The sequence below is a fragment of the Bacillus tianshenii genome, assembly GCA_020524525.2.
In the GTDB taxonomy this organism is placed as follows: Bacteria; Bacillota; Bacilli; order Bacillales; family Bacillaceae_N; genus Bacillus_AV.
In genome coordinates this window covers 832,830-848,669 of record CP129018.1, presented here as the reverse complement: position 1 = coordinate 848,669, position 15,840 = coordinate 832,830, and the positions used below count along the sequence as shown (strand labels likewise).

General features: G+C 43.6%; 17 protein-coding genes. 5 read left to right on the top strand and 12 right to left on the bottom strand.

Annotated features, from left to right (window positions below; all coding sequences use genetic code 11):
• Positions 1-326 precede the first annotated feature (326 nt).
• Entirely contained in the window at positions 327-1,289 is a 963-nt protein-coding gene (locus tag LC040_04205) for an MBL fold metallo-hydrolase (GenBank protein WLR52122.1), read from the top strand.
• A 91-nt stretch (positions 1,290-1,380) separates the two neighbouring features.
• A complete protein-coding gene (locus tag LC040_04200; GenBank protein WLR52121.1) occupies positions 1,381-1,620 on the top strand; it encodes a glutaredoxin family protein in 240 nt (79 codons plus the stop codon).
• 219 nt (positions 1,621-1,839) lie between these two features.
• Here the strand turns inward: LC040_04200 and LC040_04195 are convergent, their stop codons facing one another.
• Together LC040_04195 and LC040_04190 are read right to left on the bottom strand one after the other, a co-directional pair.
• The gene (locus LC040_04195) at positions 1,840-2,328 is read right to left on the bottom strand and encodes a DUF3993 domain-containing protein (GenBank protein ID WLR52120.1); all 489 of its coding nucleotides are present in this window, start codon (positions 2,326-2,328) and stop codon (positions 1,840-1,842) included.
• 22 nt (positions 2,329-2,350) lie between these two features.
• Positions 2,351-2,500, bottom strand: a complete 150-nt coding sequence (locus LC040_04190; GenBank protein WLR52119.1) for a hypothetical protein — start codon at positions 2,498-2,500, stop codon at positions 2,351-2,353.
• 591 nt (positions 2,501-3,091) lie between these two features.
• On the opposite strand from LC040_04190, the gene ahpC reads away from it, so the two are divergent.
• Both ahpC and ahpF read left to right on the top strand, forming a co-directional pair.
• Positions 3,092-3,655 (top strand): alkyl hydroperoxide reductase subunit C, encoded by a 564-nt coding sequence (gene ahpC, locus LC040_04185; protein WLR52118.1) that lies wholly within the window; start codon positions 3,092-3,094, stop codon positions 3,653-3,655.
• 15 nt (positions 3,656-3,670) lie between these two features.
• On the top strand, positions 3,671-5,197 hold the full coding sequence (ahpF, locus tag LC040_04180; GenBank protein ID WLR52117.1) for an alkyl hydroperoxide reductase subunit F: 1,527 nt from the start codon (positions 3,671-3,673) through the stop codon (positions 5,195-5,197).
• A gap of 45 nt (positions 5,198-5,242) precedes the next feature.
• Here the strand turns inward: ahpF and LC040_04175 are convergent, their stop codons facing one another.
• The 9 genes from LC040_04175 to LC040_04135 form a co-directional block, all read right to left on the bottom strand.
• The gene (locus LC040_04175) at positions 5,243-6,112 is read right to left on the bottom strand and encodes a cupin domain-containing protein (protein ID WLR52116.1); all 870 of its coding nucleotides are present in this window, start codon (positions 6,110-6,112) and stop codon (positions 5,243-5,245) included.
• A 117-nt stretch (positions 6,113-6,229) separates the two neighbouring features.
• Positions 6,230-6,469: a hypothetical protein gene (locus LC040_04170; GenBank protein WLR52115.1), complete on the bottom strand. Its 240-nt coding sequence runs from the start codon at positions 6,467-6,469 to the stop codon at positions 6,230-6,232.
• Positions 6,470-6,553: 84 nt separating this feature from the next.
• Positions 6,554-7,768 (bottom strand): EAL-associated domain-containing protein, encoded by a 1,215-nt coding sequence (locus tag LC040_04165; GenBank protein ID WLR52114.1) that lies wholly within the window; start codon positions 7,766-7,768, stop codon positions 6,554-6,556.
• Between the two features lie 202 nt (positions 7,769-7,970).
• Positions 7,971-8,843 (bottom strand): SDR family oxidoreductase, encoded by an 873-nt coding sequence (locus LC040_04160; GenBank protein WLR52113.1) that lies wholly within the window; start codon positions 8,841-8,843, stop codon positions 7,971-7,973.
• A 138-nt stretch (positions 8,844-8,981) separates the two neighbouring features.
• On the bottom strand, positions 8,982-10,166 hold the full coding sequence (locus LC040_04155; GenBank protein WLR52112.1) for an alanine--glyoxylate aminotransferase family protein: 1,185 nt from the start codon (positions 10,164-10,166) through the stop codon (positions 8,982-8,984).
• A gap of 133 nt (positions 10,167-10,299) precedes the next feature.
• On the bottom strand, positions 10,300-11,064 hold the full coding sequence (gene fadH, locus LC040_04150) for a 2,4-dienoyl-CoA reductase (protein ID WLR52111.1): 765 nt from the start codon (positions 11,062-11,064) through the stop codon (positions 10,300-10,302).
• Positions 11,065-11,171: 107 nt separating this feature from the next.
• Positions 11,172-11,306: a YfhE family protein gene (locus LC040_04145; GenBank protein ID WLR52110.1), complete on the bottom strand. Its 135-nt coding sequence runs from the start codon at positions 11,304-11,306 to the stop codon at positions 11,172-11,174.
• Between the two features lie 93 nt (positions 11,307-11,399).
• Positions 11,400-12,029 carry a VC0807 family protein gene (locus LC040_04140; protein ID WLR52109.1) on the bottom strand — a complete coding sequence of 210 codons (630 nt, stop codon included), beginning with the start codon at positions 12,027-12,029 and terminating at the stop codon, positions 11,400-11,402.
• The gene (locus LC040_04135; protein WLR52108.1) at positions 12,026-12,847 is read right to left on the bottom strand and encodes an MBL fold metallo-hydrolase; all 822 of its coding nucleotides are present in this window, start codon (positions 12,845-12,847) and stop codon (positions 12,026-12,028) included. Before LC040_04135 ends, LC040_04140 begins: the two co-directional genes overlap by 4 nt.
• A 154-nt stretch (positions 12,848-13,001) precedes the next feature.
• Here LC040_04135 and LC040_04130 point away from each other — a divergent pair, with 154 nt between their 5' ends.
• Positions 13,002-13,871 (top strand): DMT family transporter, encoded by an 870-nt coding sequence (locus tag LC040_04130; GenBank protein WLR52107.1) that lies wholly within the window; start codon positions 13,002-13,004, stop codon positions 13,869-13,871.
• Between the two features lie 20 nt (positions 13,872-13,891).
• Here LC040_04130 and LC040_04125 read toward each other — a convergent pair whose 3' ends face one another.
• Positions 13,892-15,742: an SLC13 family permease gene (locus LC040_04125; GenBank protein WLR52106.1), complete on the bottom strand. Its 1,851-nt coding sequence runs from the start codon at positions 15,740-15,742 to the stop codon at positions 13,892-13,894.
• Positions 15,743-15,840 lie beyond the last annotated feature (98 nt).

The following is a 15,840-nucleotide window of genomic DNA, read 5'->3' as shown; positions in this document are numbered from 1 at the left end:
TTTAGAGGTGATGAATCGCTGATTTATAAGATATTAGAAAAAGAACAATACTAGCAGTGGAATGACACGTAGACTCCTGCGGGAACCGTGACCTAAGTGAGATCCCGCAGGCGTGCCGAGGAGGCTCACGGGGAACCCGCCGGAAAGCGAAGTGTCATTCCACTGCGGCGGCTTTAGCAGGCCTTCTCTCCACACGCCTTTTTCTGTTCAAAAGCTCCCTTTCCCTTCCGTTTTTCTTAATATTCTATCAATTTCTTTACAGCAAACAGCCAATCCTCTACAATAAAACCATGAAAGAGACAATAGATGAGGAGTTGGGAGAAAACATGAAAGCGATTGCACCTGTTAGTTTAGATTATGATATTTCCTTAATTGATGATTTTGATTTAGGTACGGATGGCCGTACTGGTACATATGTCATTCAAGATGAAGAGTTGACACTTGTTGAAACATCCGCTAGCCCATCTGTTCCGTATATTATTCAAGGGCTTGAGGATTTGAACTTAAAGCTTGAAGATGTGCGCTGGATTATCGTTACACATATCCACCTTGACCATGCTGGTGGTGCTGGCTTATTACTTGAAAAATGTCCAAACGCAAAGGTCGTTGTCCACCCTCGCGGCGAACGTCACCTAGCCGATCCGTCGAAGTTAATCGCAGGCGCTCGGGCCGTATATGGCGATCAATTTGATAAGTTATTTGACCCGATTGTTCCAATCCCGGAAGACCGTCTTGTTGTTAAAAACGATGGCGACGTATTGCCAATTGGTGAGCGCACGCTCACTTTCTACGATACACCTGGTCATGCGAAGCACCACTTCAGTATTCATGATTCAAAAAGCAACGGAATCTTCACAGGTGATACAATCGGCTTGCAATATCCGAAGCTGAAAAAAGACGGGATTCATTTATATTTACCGTCCACATCACCGAACCAGTTTGACCCAGATGCAATGCTAAACAGCCTAGCACGCATTGAAGCACTAGGGGTGGACCGTATTTATTTTGGGCATTTTAGTGTTAGTGATGAGCCACAAGAGGTGTACCGTCAAGTGCGTGAATGGCTGCCTACTTTTGTCGAAGCAGCTGAAGTTGCTGGTGCTGAGTCAGATGATTTTGCTAAAATGCATGAAATCGCCCACAACCATTTAAGCGAAAAAATCACTTCGTACCTCCGCAGCAAAGGCGTACCTGATGACCACCCAGAATATCAAGTGCTCCGCCTTGATATGGACGTCTGTGCAATGGGGCTTGCAGATTACATCATGAAAAAGAAGAAGAAAAAATAAGGCATTCCCTCCAAGTTGTTGCTTTCTACCTAATTCCATTTAAAACCATGCTATATTGAAAGAAGGAATTGGGAGTTAAAGAGGTGGCTTTATGACATACAAACGCGTGACAGTCTTTACACACCCTGCTTGCTCTGCAAGTAAGATCGTGAAAGAGTACCTGTCCTTTGAACATATCCTGTACGAAGAAATCGACATTGTAAAAAACCCAGACGGACGCAAGAAGATGATTGAGCAATATCACTCGCACGCAACCCCAACAGTCGTCGTCAGCGGAAAAGTAATAAAAGGACTAAACCTCGAGCGACTCGAACAAATACTGAAGGGATGAAGAAAAGCGGAGAAAGGCGGTTAGGCTGTCCGATTGCTGGAAGCTTTCCACAGAGAAAGCCGTCCTTTGCTTTCGGAGTGGAAAGGTGAAGCAACTCGCGCAGCCTGCCTTTCGCAGCTGGACAAAAGAAATGCGGAGGCGGCTCGTTCAGGGGCGACAAGCATAAGACATTTAATAACGAAAAAAAGCGGTGGTTTCATTCAAAAACCATCGCTTTTCTTATAGTGTCGGCTCTTCTTTTGTAATCTCATACGTCATAACCTTCAAGCCATCTTCTCCTTTTTGCAACGTAATGGACTCGTAATGGTCAGGCCATGTTACGGGGCCAAATGACTCTGCCCGAACAAAGTGATAGACGAGAACCTCTTCTTCGTTCTGTCGCATAACCGTTTGATCGCCATAATCAAAGTTCGGAATATAATAATCCATCACATCTGTTCCGAGTGCAATCCAGCCTTGGTCAAATTCAAAAACATGCCGTTCCATAAATAAATCTGCAAATTCACTCGTAAAATATGGCTCGAGCAGTTGAGCAACATCTTCCTTCGCCCGGTATTCATCGTGAAGACTGTTTTGCGCTTCCATCGCCTGTTGCAAAAACTGATAGACCTCTTCTTCTGTTTGCATATTTGAGGTTAACCCGTGTATAACAGGCTGAAAGCTCAGCAGAATAAGCACCCCCACCATGACAAATCCGAATCTCTTCATCTACTCCCCCACTTTCAATGAATTAATCTGGTCGTTGCTCTGGTGTCGGATACGTAATCACATTGCCTTGCAATTGAATGTTAATCGGCACGACATTTTCTTCATTTCCGCAAACGGTACAAATCAACGTTTCCCTCATAACTGTGCAGCACTTTTTACAAGTAAAAAACATAGATGCTCTCCCCTTTTTCATAATAATGGTTACTAGTGCATATGTTGTTAGATTGTATACATTAAATTTTAACAGTATAACATATGCAAAAATAGAAAATTCGTTCGTAAAATACTTGCACATTTAGACACTTTATCTATATATATGACGTTGTCCCGTGCATAAATTCATATTCTTTGTAAAAAAACATTTTTTTCACCCCCTGATTCTTTCTCGACCGTAACATACAATTAATGACTGCACGTAAACTGGCTGTAAAGATGAGCTAGTCGGATGAAAATACGAAAAAAGCCTTACACACATCGATAAAGCTATATGAAAAGCAAAAAGCAACTAATCATGCTACAATTATAGATGGAAAATAAACACAACTACTTGCCAAGCAACATGCACGTGTTTGTCTATATTTGCAGCTTTTCGTGCATAGATAAAGAAAACGATGCAAAAGTACTTATTAATGAACTGTTTTCTCTTGACATCCCCACGCCTATATATAATAATGATTATGTAATTAAAATTATTATTGTTTGGGAATCATTTTCACTGGCAATAATAATTTAAATCTATATTAATTTAGGAGGAATATGAAACATGTCTGTAATCGGAACTAAAGTAAAACCATTCAAAGCAAATGCATTCAAAAACGGAGAATTCGTCGAAGTAACTGAGGAAAACTTTAAAGGTCAATGGACCGTTCTTTGCTTCTATCCAGCAGACTTTACTTTCGTATGCCCAACAGAGCTTGAAGACCTTCAAAACGAATATGGCAACTTGAAGAAATTGGGTGTTGAGGTTTACTCTGCTTCTACAGATACTCACTTCACACACAAAGCATGGCATGAAACTTCAGAAAAAATCGGCAAAATTACTTATACAATGATTGGCGACCCTTCATTAAAACTCGCTACTAACTTCGAAGTGCTACGCGAAGAGCAAGGACTTGCTGACCGCGGTACGTTCGTTATCGACCCAGATGGCGAGATCCAAGTTGCTGAAGTTCACGCAGAAGGAATTGGCCGTGACGCAAGCACACTTGCTGACAAAATCAAAGCAGCACAATATGTGCGCAATAACCCAGGCGAAGTTTGCCCTGCAAAATGGAAAGAAGGAAGCGAAACGCTTAAGCCAAGCATCGACCTAGTCGGAAAAATCTAAGGAGTGCATTAGCCAATGCTTGATCAAGAAATCAAAGCACAATTAAACCAATACCTTGAACTAATCGAAGACGATATCGTTCTTAAGGTTAGTGCAGGTACAGATAAAATTTCCGATGACATGCTAGCTCTTGTAGAAGAGCTAGCTTCTATGTCATCTAAAATCAGTGTCGAAAAAGCAGAGTTAAAGAGAACGCCTAGCTTTAGTGTAAACCGTGTTGGAGAAGATACTGGTGTCATCTTTGCTGGTATCCCGTTAGGACACGAATTCACTTCATTAGTGTTAGCACTGCTACAAGTAAGCGGCAGACCTCCAAAGGTTGATCAAAGTGTGATTGACCAAGTGAAAAACATTAGTGGCGAGTATCACTTTGAAACATATGTGAGCTTAAGCTGCCACAACTGCCCTGACGTTGTGCAAGCGCTAAACATGATGAGTGTTCTTAACCCTAACATTACACACACGATGATTGATGGCGCTGCTTATCGAGAAGAAGTTGAAAGCAAAAATGTGATGGCTGTTCCTGCTGTATACTTAAATGGAGAATTCTTCAATGGCGGACGCATTTCGCTTGAAGAACTTCTTGCTAAGCTTGGTTCAGGTCCAGATATTGAAGAGCTATCTAATAAAGAGCCTTATGACGTACTCGTTGTCGGAGGAGGTCCTGCTGGTTCAAGTGCAGCGATCTATGCCGCGCGTAAAGGCATTCGTACCGGCATTGTCGCCGAGCGCTTCGGTGGCCAAGTATTAGATACGATGAGCATTGAAAACTTTATTAGTGTGCCAAAAACAGAAGGACCTAAGCTTGCTGCTAGTTTAGAAGAGCATGTCAAAGATTATAACGTTGACATTATGAATTTACAGCGTGCAAGCCGTTTAGAAAAGAAGGATCTGTTTGAGGTTGAGCTTGAAAGCGGCGCAGTCTTAAAGAGTAAGAGTGTTATCATTTCAACTGGTGCTCGTTGGCGCAACATCGGTGTACCTGGTGAAGAAGAGCTCAAGAACAAAGGGGTCGCATACTGCCCTCACTGTGACGGACCATTGTTTGAAGGCAAAGACGTAGCTGTTATTGGAGGCGGAAACTCTGGTGTTGAAGCCGCAATTGACCTCGCAGGTATCGTCAAGCATGTTACCGTTCTTGAATTCAACTCAGAGCTAAAAGCAGATGACGTCTTACAGGAACGTCTACATAGCCTTCCAAACGTAAAAGTTATTACGAATGCGCAAACGAAAGAAATTACAGGTACAGACAATGTCAATGGCATTACGTACATCGACCGTGAAACAGAAGAAGAAAACCATATTGAACTACAAGGTGTATTTGTTCAAATCGGCCTTCTTCCAAATACCGAGTGGTTAAAAGATACAGTCGAACAATCACGCTTCGGTGAAATTGTCGTTGATAAGTATGGAATGACAAGCATCCCTGGCGTATTTGCTGCCGGAGATTGTACGGATAGTGCCTATAACCAAATTATTATTTCAATGGGATCAGGTGCAACTGCCGCTCTTGGCGCATTTGATTACTTGATTCGTAATTAACTCAAAAAGTTGCTACCCCAAAAGTAGCAACTTTTTTTGATGTCTTTATTCAGCCTCCAGAGCGTCTGCTTTCGTTTCATGAACCGTACCAAATGGATGTTCTGGCGGTGCATAGATGGTGTATAACTTAAGAGGCTCTTCTCCAGTGTTAATGAGATTATGCCATTTACCAGCAGGCACCATAATCGCATCATCATCAAAGACTTCTTTCTCAAACGTTAGCTGGTCCATCCGGTCCCCCATCTTAACCAACCCTTGCCCTTCTTCAATACGTAAAAATTGATCGACTGTAGGGTGTATTTCTAAACCGATATCTTCTCCAACATCAATGCTCATTAATGTTACCTGCAGATGCTCCCCTGTCCATAGTGCTGTTCGGAATGTATCGTTTTGCTTTGTTGCTTCCTCAATATCGACGACATATGGCTGGGACCCATAATCCACTCTCGCTTGCCCTTGTGATAATAATGAATAAAACCGCTTCACATGCTTCGATTTGCTCTGACATGTTCTGAAAAATAAATCTTGAAATGGTGAAGATTGTGTAAGGTAGTATGCTTGACGATGCTGTTCATACGCTTGCATTTCTGTTTCAAAAGCTCTTTGCAAGCCCTCTCTGTAAGTATGGTAGCCAATAGGCTCAAACGCATATTCAGGCTCTTTTCCAGTTAGTGTGTGATACAGTTCAGTCAATTGCTGCAAATGCCCATTTTCTTTTTTCAACGCATGACGAATATGGCGTTTATGCTCCTCGTTCGGCGCGGCCTCTTCTAACCGACGATACAAATCAACAACCGCCGCTTCTCCACTTATCCCAGCATTGATCACATCAAGAACGGAAGCATCATTTCGCGGCATGTAGGCAGGGACATTAACGTAATAGGGGTTAGGATACATATTCGAAACATCATACATTCAAACTCATTCCCTTCAAGGATTTCTAAAAATATCCTATGCATCCTGTTTCGGAAATGTATCTTGGCTTAATTTACTAATAAAAAAAGCCCCACCCATATGGATGAAGCTTCGTGCTTAGACAGGACCGCGCATGATTAAGTACATTAGATAGAAGATAATCAGCACACTCGCTATGATATAAGAGAGAAAAACAGGGTTGCGTAGAATATGATGGGCGCGGACGCTTGTGTTCACTTCCTTATCATATTCACTGTTCGCCTTCTCCATTTGTTTTCCGATTTGGTACGTGTAAACGAGTGAAATAAGTGATGTAATGAAAATCAAAGCCAGCAGTGCATACACAAATTGACTCATCTGTTCACCTCATTTGCGTTAAGCTCTTTCTATGCATACCTTCCCTCAAAATGCACAAGCTTATACAAATAAGACGCGCTTCACTTACAACAATTCATCCCGTTCAAATAAGAAATCATATGCGATATCAATAAAGAGGTAATAATTGCCTTCTAATGGATACGAATATGTCCGAATCGTTTCGCCTGTTTCGATATCACTGTAGACATCGGATAAGATGCCGCGCTTTTCAAAATTCATGCGCACAATGTTTTCCAAAAAGTACGGACGCCAGCTCCAATTCTTTTGGAGATAATCAGGCTGAAGCTGCCACTCACCATCACGCTTAAAAATATTCGATGATTGCTGAAAGCCGTGCTCGTCACAAATATAAATGCGAAATGACTCACTGTGAAGAACTTTAGCCGCTTGTTCAATCAACCCATCGAAGTCCCGTGTTTTAAATTTAGCACAGACAGGCTGTAGTTTTTCCGCAAATTGATTTGCGACTATATATTGTGCTTGCAGCTTATTCTTTTCACGGCTAATAAACCGATCAAAGCTTTGGCGGATTTCTGTTTGCTGACAGGTTGCTTCAATAAAATCAGGGCCAGGCTCACCTAAATAATAGCCTTGGTAATACCGCCCGCCGTGTCGCCACGCATATTGCAGCTGAAATTCTGCTTCAATATCTTCATACATCAATGCCGCACCAATTTTTCGAGCCAGCATCGACAACGAGTACAGCACATCTTGATAAGTACGGGCATCACTCGTTTTCTTTAGCATGCGCAAATCGACCTTAAAAATATCCGGCTGTAATAACCGCAGCCTGTCAAGATTACTGCCATCTTTCCCGACATTATCAACCGCAAGCTGAATGCCATATGTACGAAAGTATGTAAATAAATGATTCAATGTTTCGATATCGCCTGTAAAGTCATGCTCGCTCACTTCAATCACAACGCGGTTCAACGACAAGCCACGCTCACGATAGGAAAGCAGGATGCTAAGCAGTGATTCCCCTCTGTCAGGCATCAATAAATTTGCATCTCGGTTAATAAAGACGATTAAGCTGTTATCCTCATCTTCAAGCAAACGGTCAAGCGCCATATGTAAAACGAGATCATCAATCTCTAAGCGGTATTCTTCTGGAATCGATTCATCATGAAAAAATGGCCCCAGGCTGCGTATATGATCCCCATCTTGAATACGTCCAAGCACTTCATAACCTGCAACACGATGCTCATCTGCACTAAAAATGGGTTGGAAATATGGAAGAATATGTTCTTTGTTTGTTAGAATATCTAACGGGTCCATCTTCAAAACCTCCTCTACGAAAACAAACAGCTTTCCAGCTTTACTTTTCTCTATTTTAGCATAATTCGGGTAATGATTAACCTCTAATCACCAATCCAACCATATGTTCTCTTTCATATTACTTTAATTTGATAATAAGGTAAAGAATTTTGCCTATAAAAAGAGAGTTGATGTTAGGTGTTCTAACATCAACTCTCTTCGTTTACCCGTTGACAACAGTACCGCCGTTAACGTGAATCGTTTGTCCTGAAATATAAGACGATTCATCTGAACCGAGAAAGACGTAGCTTGGCGCGAGCTCCTCAGGCTGACCCGGGCGACCCATCGGTGTATCGGTACCGAATTGTTCCACCTTATCTGCTGGGAATGTCGATGGAATTAACGGCGTCCAAATTGGTCCGGGCGCGACTGAGTTCACACGAATGCCTTTTGAAGCGAGGTTAATCGATAAGGAACGAGTGAGGGCTACAATCGCCCCTTTCGTTGATGAATAGTCAATCAACATCGGGTTCCCCTGGTATGCCGTAATGGAGGATGTATTAATAATGGAGCTTCCTTCTTTTAAGAAAGGCAAGGCTGCTTTTGTAATGTAGAAGATGGAAAAAACATTTGTTTGGAAGGTTTTTTCCATTTGTTCGGTTGTAATGTCTTCAAAGTTTTGCTGTGGATGCTGTTCCGCCGCATTGTTAATTAAAATATCAAGCTTTCCGAATGCATCCATCGTTGCTTTCACAGCATCCTTGCAAAATTGCTCATCACGGAGATCGCCTTCGATTAAGAGACATTTCCGTCCTTCTTGCTCTACCTCTGCTTTTGTAGCTCTTGCGTCATCATCTTCTTCTAAATAGACAATCGCCACATCTGCACCCTCTTTTGCATAGTGGATCGCTACTGACTTTCCAATGCCGCTGTCACCGCCTGTGATAAGTGCCACTTTATTTAACAGACGGTTCCCGCTCTTATAATCAGCGTCTTCTGAAATCGGCGGCGGGGTCATCTTCCCTTCTTCACCAGGCTGCTTATTCTGATGCTGCCGCGGCTGTCCGTGCGGATAATGCTGTTCCTTCGTCATCATTTTGCCTCCTTCTCAAATATATGCTATTGCTCTATAACATTTCCGAAAACAAAATGACCTAAACGCTGGAAATAAACATTGACGCTTTTTTCCTACACAAAAAATCACCCGCTGTTAACCAACGGGTGATGCTTCTTCTTATGAAAATGCGTAATCTTGAATAGCAGATGTTGCAGCAGAGATGCCTGCACCTGGATGAACGTCAAGGCCGTTTTGACGGAAAACATTTTCAATAGCAGCAAGCGCAAAAGTAACATTACGCCAGCTTGCATTGTAGCCCATCAAGCCGATGCGCCATGCTTTTCCTTTCAATTCACCAAGACCGCCGCCGACTTCTAAGCCGTAATCATCAAGAAGCTGTTTTCGTGCAGCCGCTTCGTCTAATCCTTCCGGCACGTGCACAGATGTAAGCTGACGAAGACGGTGCTCATCGTTTTCAACGACAAGCTTCATGCCTAATGCTTCAAGACCAGCCTGCAGGGCTTGACCATAGCGCTCGTGGCGGGCATAGACATTTTCAAGACCTTCATCCACAATCGAGCGCAAGCCTTCACGTAACGCATAGACCATTGAAATCGGTGCTGTATGATGATAGAAACGCTCATCGTTCCAATAATTTTGGATCATTGACAAGTCTAAGTACCAGCTTTGTACTTTTGACTTGCGCTTTGAAATGACTTCAACTGCCTTGTCATTTAACGTAACTGGAGCAAGTCCAGGTGGAATGCTTAAGCATTTTTGTGTACCACTGTATGCCGCATCAACACCAATTTTATCAATTTCAGTTGGAGAACCGCCAAGTGATGTCACCATATCGGCAATGAGTAATGCGTCATGTGCATGCACAATCTCACTGATTTCTTTCAGCGGCTGTTTGACACCTGTAGATGTTTCCGCATGTACAACCCCAACAAGCTTGACACCTTCATTTTCTTCAAGTGCTTGTTTGATCTTCTCAGGCGGGATAATTTCACCCCACGGTGCATGAACTTCAATCACTTCTGCACCACAACGGCCTGCTACATCAACCATGCGCTGACCGAACAATCCATTTACTCCGATAATCACTTTGTCCCCTTCTTCAACAAGGTTGACAAACAATGTTTCCATACCAGAGCTTCCTGTGCCTGACATCGCAAGTGTTACTTTATTCTCTGTTTGATACACCTTGCGAAGAAGGTCCATCGTTTCATTCATAATTTCCAAAAATGCTGGGTCAAGATGCCCAAGAAGCGGCGTTGACATGGCACGCAGCACCTCTGGAGATACATTACTCGGACCAGGCCCCATTAGTAATCGGTTTGGTGGATTTAATTCTTTCATATCGTCTACACTCCCCTTTTCGATCTATATATGTATCATTTGCCACTTTTCTGCAAAATTCCTGCTTAAATGATGATTTCGCACAAAAAATAACACGCAGACCAAAAACATGCGGCCTGCGCGGACACCATTTTTAAAATGGAAATTGATTCAGCTGTTGACCACCGTCTAATGTAATGACTTCACCATTCATATAAGCGGCATCCTCAGACAGTATAAAGGCTGCAAGCTTTCCGATCTCTTCAGGTTCACCGAGACGCCCTAGCGGAATGCTCGCAAGTGTACGCTTGGCGGCTTCTTCTGATTCCCACAGCTTCTCCGCTCCACCTGTTCGGTCAATTGGGCCTGGGGCAATCGCATTTACCCGGATGCCGTACTTTCTGCCCCATTCAACGGCGAGCGTCCGTGTCATCGCAAGCACCCCTGCTTTCGCACTTGCGGAATGAATCACACCAGGACCAGCATCCCACGCATAAGTTGCGACCATATTGATAATCTTGCCGCGAATTTTCTTATCAATCCAGTAATTTCCGAGCGTATGGGAGCAATAGAAAGTACCGTTCAAGACGATATCAATAACCGAATTCCAGCCGTTCACTGACAGCTTCTCAGCAGGAACGATGAAATTACCGGCTGCATTGTTGACAAGTGAGGTGACCTTTCCAAAGGCATCAACCGCTTCCTTCAGCATGCGCTCCACATCTTCTGGCTTGCGCACGTCCATCACGACTGTAAGCACTTGCCCTTCTTCCTGTTCGATTTCCTGCTTTGCGGCTTCAAGCTTCTCCGCTGTTCGGCCAGTAATCACTACCTTCGCACCGCGCGACGCAAATTCCTTCGCCATGTATTTCCCCATTCCATTCGAACCACCTGTTACAATCACCACTTCTTCCTTCATCCGATCTCCTCCTATGTAAAAATGAATGATCATTCACTCTTATTATAACAGGTAATTTTCAGAATAAAAAGAAAAAAGACGAGCATTTCGCCCGCCTTCTTCATCGTTTACTTTCCACGTTCACGTTCTTCTGCTTTGTATGCTTTCTTGAATTCTTTCGGATAGTGCACTTCTTGCGCACTGCTTAGTCCGTTATTTTTGTCTGTATTAATGCCTTTGTAAGGAATCTTATTCTTTTCCATCGGTACCTCTCCTTTTCAAGTTGATTGTTATTTGTCTCTTAGTAGAGCTGTACCCGATGTGATTTTTCGTTAAACAAACAAGCAAACCGTTGCTTATTCCACGACAAGCGGCGGCTTCGGACCGATGTTTTGCTGAATCTTGCGGTATGTATACATAATCAAGAGGGCTAAAAGAAGTGTGAAGCCCCAGCCGACAGAACGGTGAATGAACAAAATTTTATCATAGCCATTTACTCCGACCGTATAGATTAAATAAATTCGCAAGAAGCCTTCGAGCACATCGCGAATCAAACAGAAAAACGTAAGACCATAAAAGTACCGCATATTTTCCTTCTTAAAGAAAAGCGCCCTGCTTTCCTCACGCGGATAGCCTTGGACGTAGCCAAGGTCAACAGCAAAGTAAAGGACAAACGGCTTGCCAACCAGCATCGTCAGCAGCCAAAAGCCAGCCAAGCCGAAGTTCATATAGACGCCGACCCACAGCATCTCCTCTGCTCCGCCGCTCATAATGCTAAGCACCGTACTAATTGTCATCGTCATCACAAGAAACAGACCCGTTACGTTGAATTGCTTTTCCTTAAAGAAGCTGTAAATCGTATAGAGGATCGCCGGCACTGTCGAAAAGAGCATCGCGTAATAATCGCCAAGCGGCTCGCGTCCATATTTCCAGATAGCAATCGGCAATACAAGATAAAAGAGAATTTCAATTATTGGCTTTTTCATGTTGTCTCCAATCCGAGTTCTTTGCGAATCACTTGCTTATTGGACTCATGTTCTTTCAGTAAACCGCGGTAATAACGGTAGCTCTTCTTTATTTCGGCTGCTAATTCATTTTTTTCACATTTGACTTCGGTTCGAAGCCGTTCGATGTAGCTTGATGATTGGCGAATTCGTTTGCGGATTTCGTGCTGGCAATCTGTAACCGTTCCGTGCCCCGGGACAAGCAGGCGAATCGTATTGTCACTCAAGATATGGTCAAATGCCTGCATCGTTTGCTCGTACGCTTCGCTGTCTTCAATAAATGGAAACTCGACATTCGACAAGTAATCACCCGCAATCAGCAGCCCGAGCGGTTCGACTAAGCAGGCTAGTCCATCATGCGTATGGCCTGGTGTTAAGAAAAACGTTAAGCGTGTGTTACCGACTTGAATGCTTTCCCCATCGTTTTCAATTTCATGATGCAGTGTTGGAAATGCGACGGGATAAGGCCGCGCTGCATAAAAGTCCGCATCAAATTGCAAGATTTGCTCGACGCGGCGCTGCTTATCCTCAAGCTTGGCCATCGCGGCACTGCCAATCATTTTCGCATCTTTAAACGCTCCGCTCCCGAGAATGTGGTCAAAGTCCGCATGTGTGTACAGCACATAGACAAGTCTGCCGCTCCGCACGCGCTCTACATAAGCACGAATCTCTTCTACTTCATGCGGCAGCCATGTCGGGTCAACGACTAGCACCATATCCTTTGTTTCGACGACAGTGGAATTCGTTTGAAATAAAGCACTTTGAAAGACCGTGACATGCTCGTTGCGAAACTGAATCATCAGGCACTCCCCCTCTTTCTTTTCTTCCTATTATAGCATTGTACGCACATAAACAAATTTTTAGCACACAACGGTTGCAAGCAGATTCCTAAAAATTAATGCGCAAACCCTTTATAATGGTAGTCGTGATTATAAAAGATGATGGAGGATGACGATGAGCAACAAAGATAAAGGAATCTTGCTCCTTCTGCTCTCTGCCTTCGGCTTTGCAATGATGTCGACCTTTGTGAAGCTTTCAGGCGACGTGCCGACGTTTCAGAAGACATTGTTTCGAAACTTCGTGTCTGCCCTTATTTCCTTTGGGTTCGTCGTGCACTACAAAGAGCGTTTGTTCGGCAAGAAGGAAAATCAAAAATACTTATTACTGCGTTCAGCACTCGGAACGCTTGGCATTGTGTTTTACTTTTATTCATTAGACAAGCTTGTCTTATCAGATGCCGATATGTTGAATAAGCTGAGTCCGTTTCTATTAATATTCTTTTCAGCTGTTTTCTTAAAGGAAAAAGCAAAGTTTTATCAAACAGCGGCCGTGGTGGTTGCCTTATTAGGGTCTTTATTAATTATTAAGCCGCAATTCTCTCTAGAAACGGTGCCTTACATGGCAGGGCTGATGTCTGCTGTATTCGCAGCTGGTGCTTATACTGTATTGCGGGTGTTAGGGGAACGGGAAAAGTTTTATACGGTTGTGTTTTACTTTTCATTCTTTTTAACGGTTTCCTTACTGCCGTTTGCGATTCTTTTCTATGAGCCGATGACATGGGGCCAGGTTATCTACCTTCTTCTCGCAGGTGTCTTTGCCACACTTGGACAATTCGGCATCACCCTTGCCTACAAGTTCGCACCAGCACGGGAAATTTCGATCTTTTTCTATACAAATATTTTGTTCTCGGCGCTCATAAGCACAATTGTGTTCGAGCAAGTGCCTGATATGTGGAGCATTATCGGTTACTTTGTGATTTTCGGTGCGTCCTTCTATATGTTTATGAAAAATAAACAAGTTGAGCTAAAGGAAAAGACCGCATAGCAGCTATGCGGCCTTTTCTATCAAAATGGGAAGAACAGTGGTATCGCGAACATCATGACAATCATTAGGATGATTTGCAGCGGTACGCCGACTTTGACAAAGTCGCTGAAGCGATAGCCGCCTGCTGTTAAGACGAGTGCATTTGTCGGTGAGGCGACTGGTGTTGCAAATGCCATACTAGCCGCAACTGATACAGATAACAACAACGGATACGGACTGACGCCCATGCTGACAGCAGAGGTGATTGCAATCGGCGCAAAAATAACGGCCGTTGCTGTATTACTAATAAACTGGCTTAAGAGCATCGTAACAAAATAGAATCCTGCCATCACAGCAACAGGTCCGTAGCTGCCAAGCGCCCCAACAAGTCCTTCTGAAACGAGCTCAACCCCGCCTGTTTTCTCAAGTGCCGTTGACATCGGAAGCATGGCCGCAATGAGCACGACACTTTCCCAGTTGATATTACGGTAGGCATCATCCATATTGCGCAAACATCCTGAAACAAGCATCAAAAACGCAGCAATAATAACAGCTATAACACTCGGGACAAGGTTAAACGTCATCAAGACAAGCATGAAGACCATAATCAATGCCGCAATTGGTGCTTTCCCTTTTGCATAAGCCGTTCCTGCATGCTCATCAACCGCCCCTGTTAGGATCACATTGGCTGTATCCTTGCCGAGCAGTTCAATTTGCCGCCATTCCCCGTGCACTAACAAGGCATCCCCGAAACGAAGCTTTTCATGAATCAAGTCGCCGCGAATATAGCGCCCTTTCCGATTTATCGCCAGCACATTTAAGTTATATTTCTCCCGGAAGTTTAACTCAGCTACCGTTCGATTAATAAAGGAAGAATGAGCACTAAGAATGATTTCCGATAAACCTAGCTCTTTGGAAATAAGCCGTTCTGTTCTTGCTTCAGCATCCATTGACTCAAATGCAAGCTGATATTTTTCCGCAAAATGCATAATATTTTCCTTCTTCCCAAGCAAGAAGAGGACGTCGTCCTTTTGAAAAATACTACATGACGCTGCTGAGCGGTGACGCATTTGCCCTAATAATGTAAAGCGATCGCCTTCACGGCGGTCAATCTCAACGACAGTTAAATGATAGTGGTCACGCACCTTTAATTCAGCTAATGTTTTGCCTATCGCAGTTGATTCTGGAAGCACCCGCAAGCAAAACAGTTCATCCTTCAGCTTATAGTAGGTTGCCAGCTGCTGTGGTGAAAGCTCATTTCCTTCTGATTCATCGACAGGATGGGCTGGAAGCAGCTTACGGCCAATCGTAACCATAAAGACAAGTCCAGTTATGAGAGCGACAAGCCCGATTGGCGTGAAGTCAAAGAAACTAAGCTTCTCAAACTCATATTCCTTCAATGTTTGACTAACAACAAGGTTTGGCGGTGTTCCGATTAACGTCAACACCCCGCCTAAGCTGCTTGCATAAGCAAGCGGAATTAAGAACTTTGAAGGGCTGACACGCATATCAAGCGCCAGGCTCATGACAACAGGCAGGAGCACTGCCACTGTGCCGGTATTACTCATAAACCCGCTGAACACGGCGACAACAAGCATCACGACAATCAATAGTTTGGTTTCATTTTTGCCTGCTAAGCGGAGAAGCTGGTCCCCGATTAATTTTGCAAGCCCTGTCTTAAAGATTCCCGCCCCAACTACAAAGAGGCCGGCAATCATAATAACAATCGAATTGGAAAAGCCGCTAAGAGCCTCAGCCGGCGTAATAATGCCAAACAAAACAAGTGCCAGCATCGACCCGACTGCCACGACATCTGTGCGAAATTTTCCCGCAATAAAAAAGCCGGTCGTAACCGCTAAAATAAGAAATGTAAGCGCCATTGGCTGATTCATAACCTTCACCTCATATGTAAAACTTCAACCTTCACTATACACCTCAGCACGTAAAACGCCTACTGCTTTTCAAGCAAATCTTCAACATTTTTGTTAAA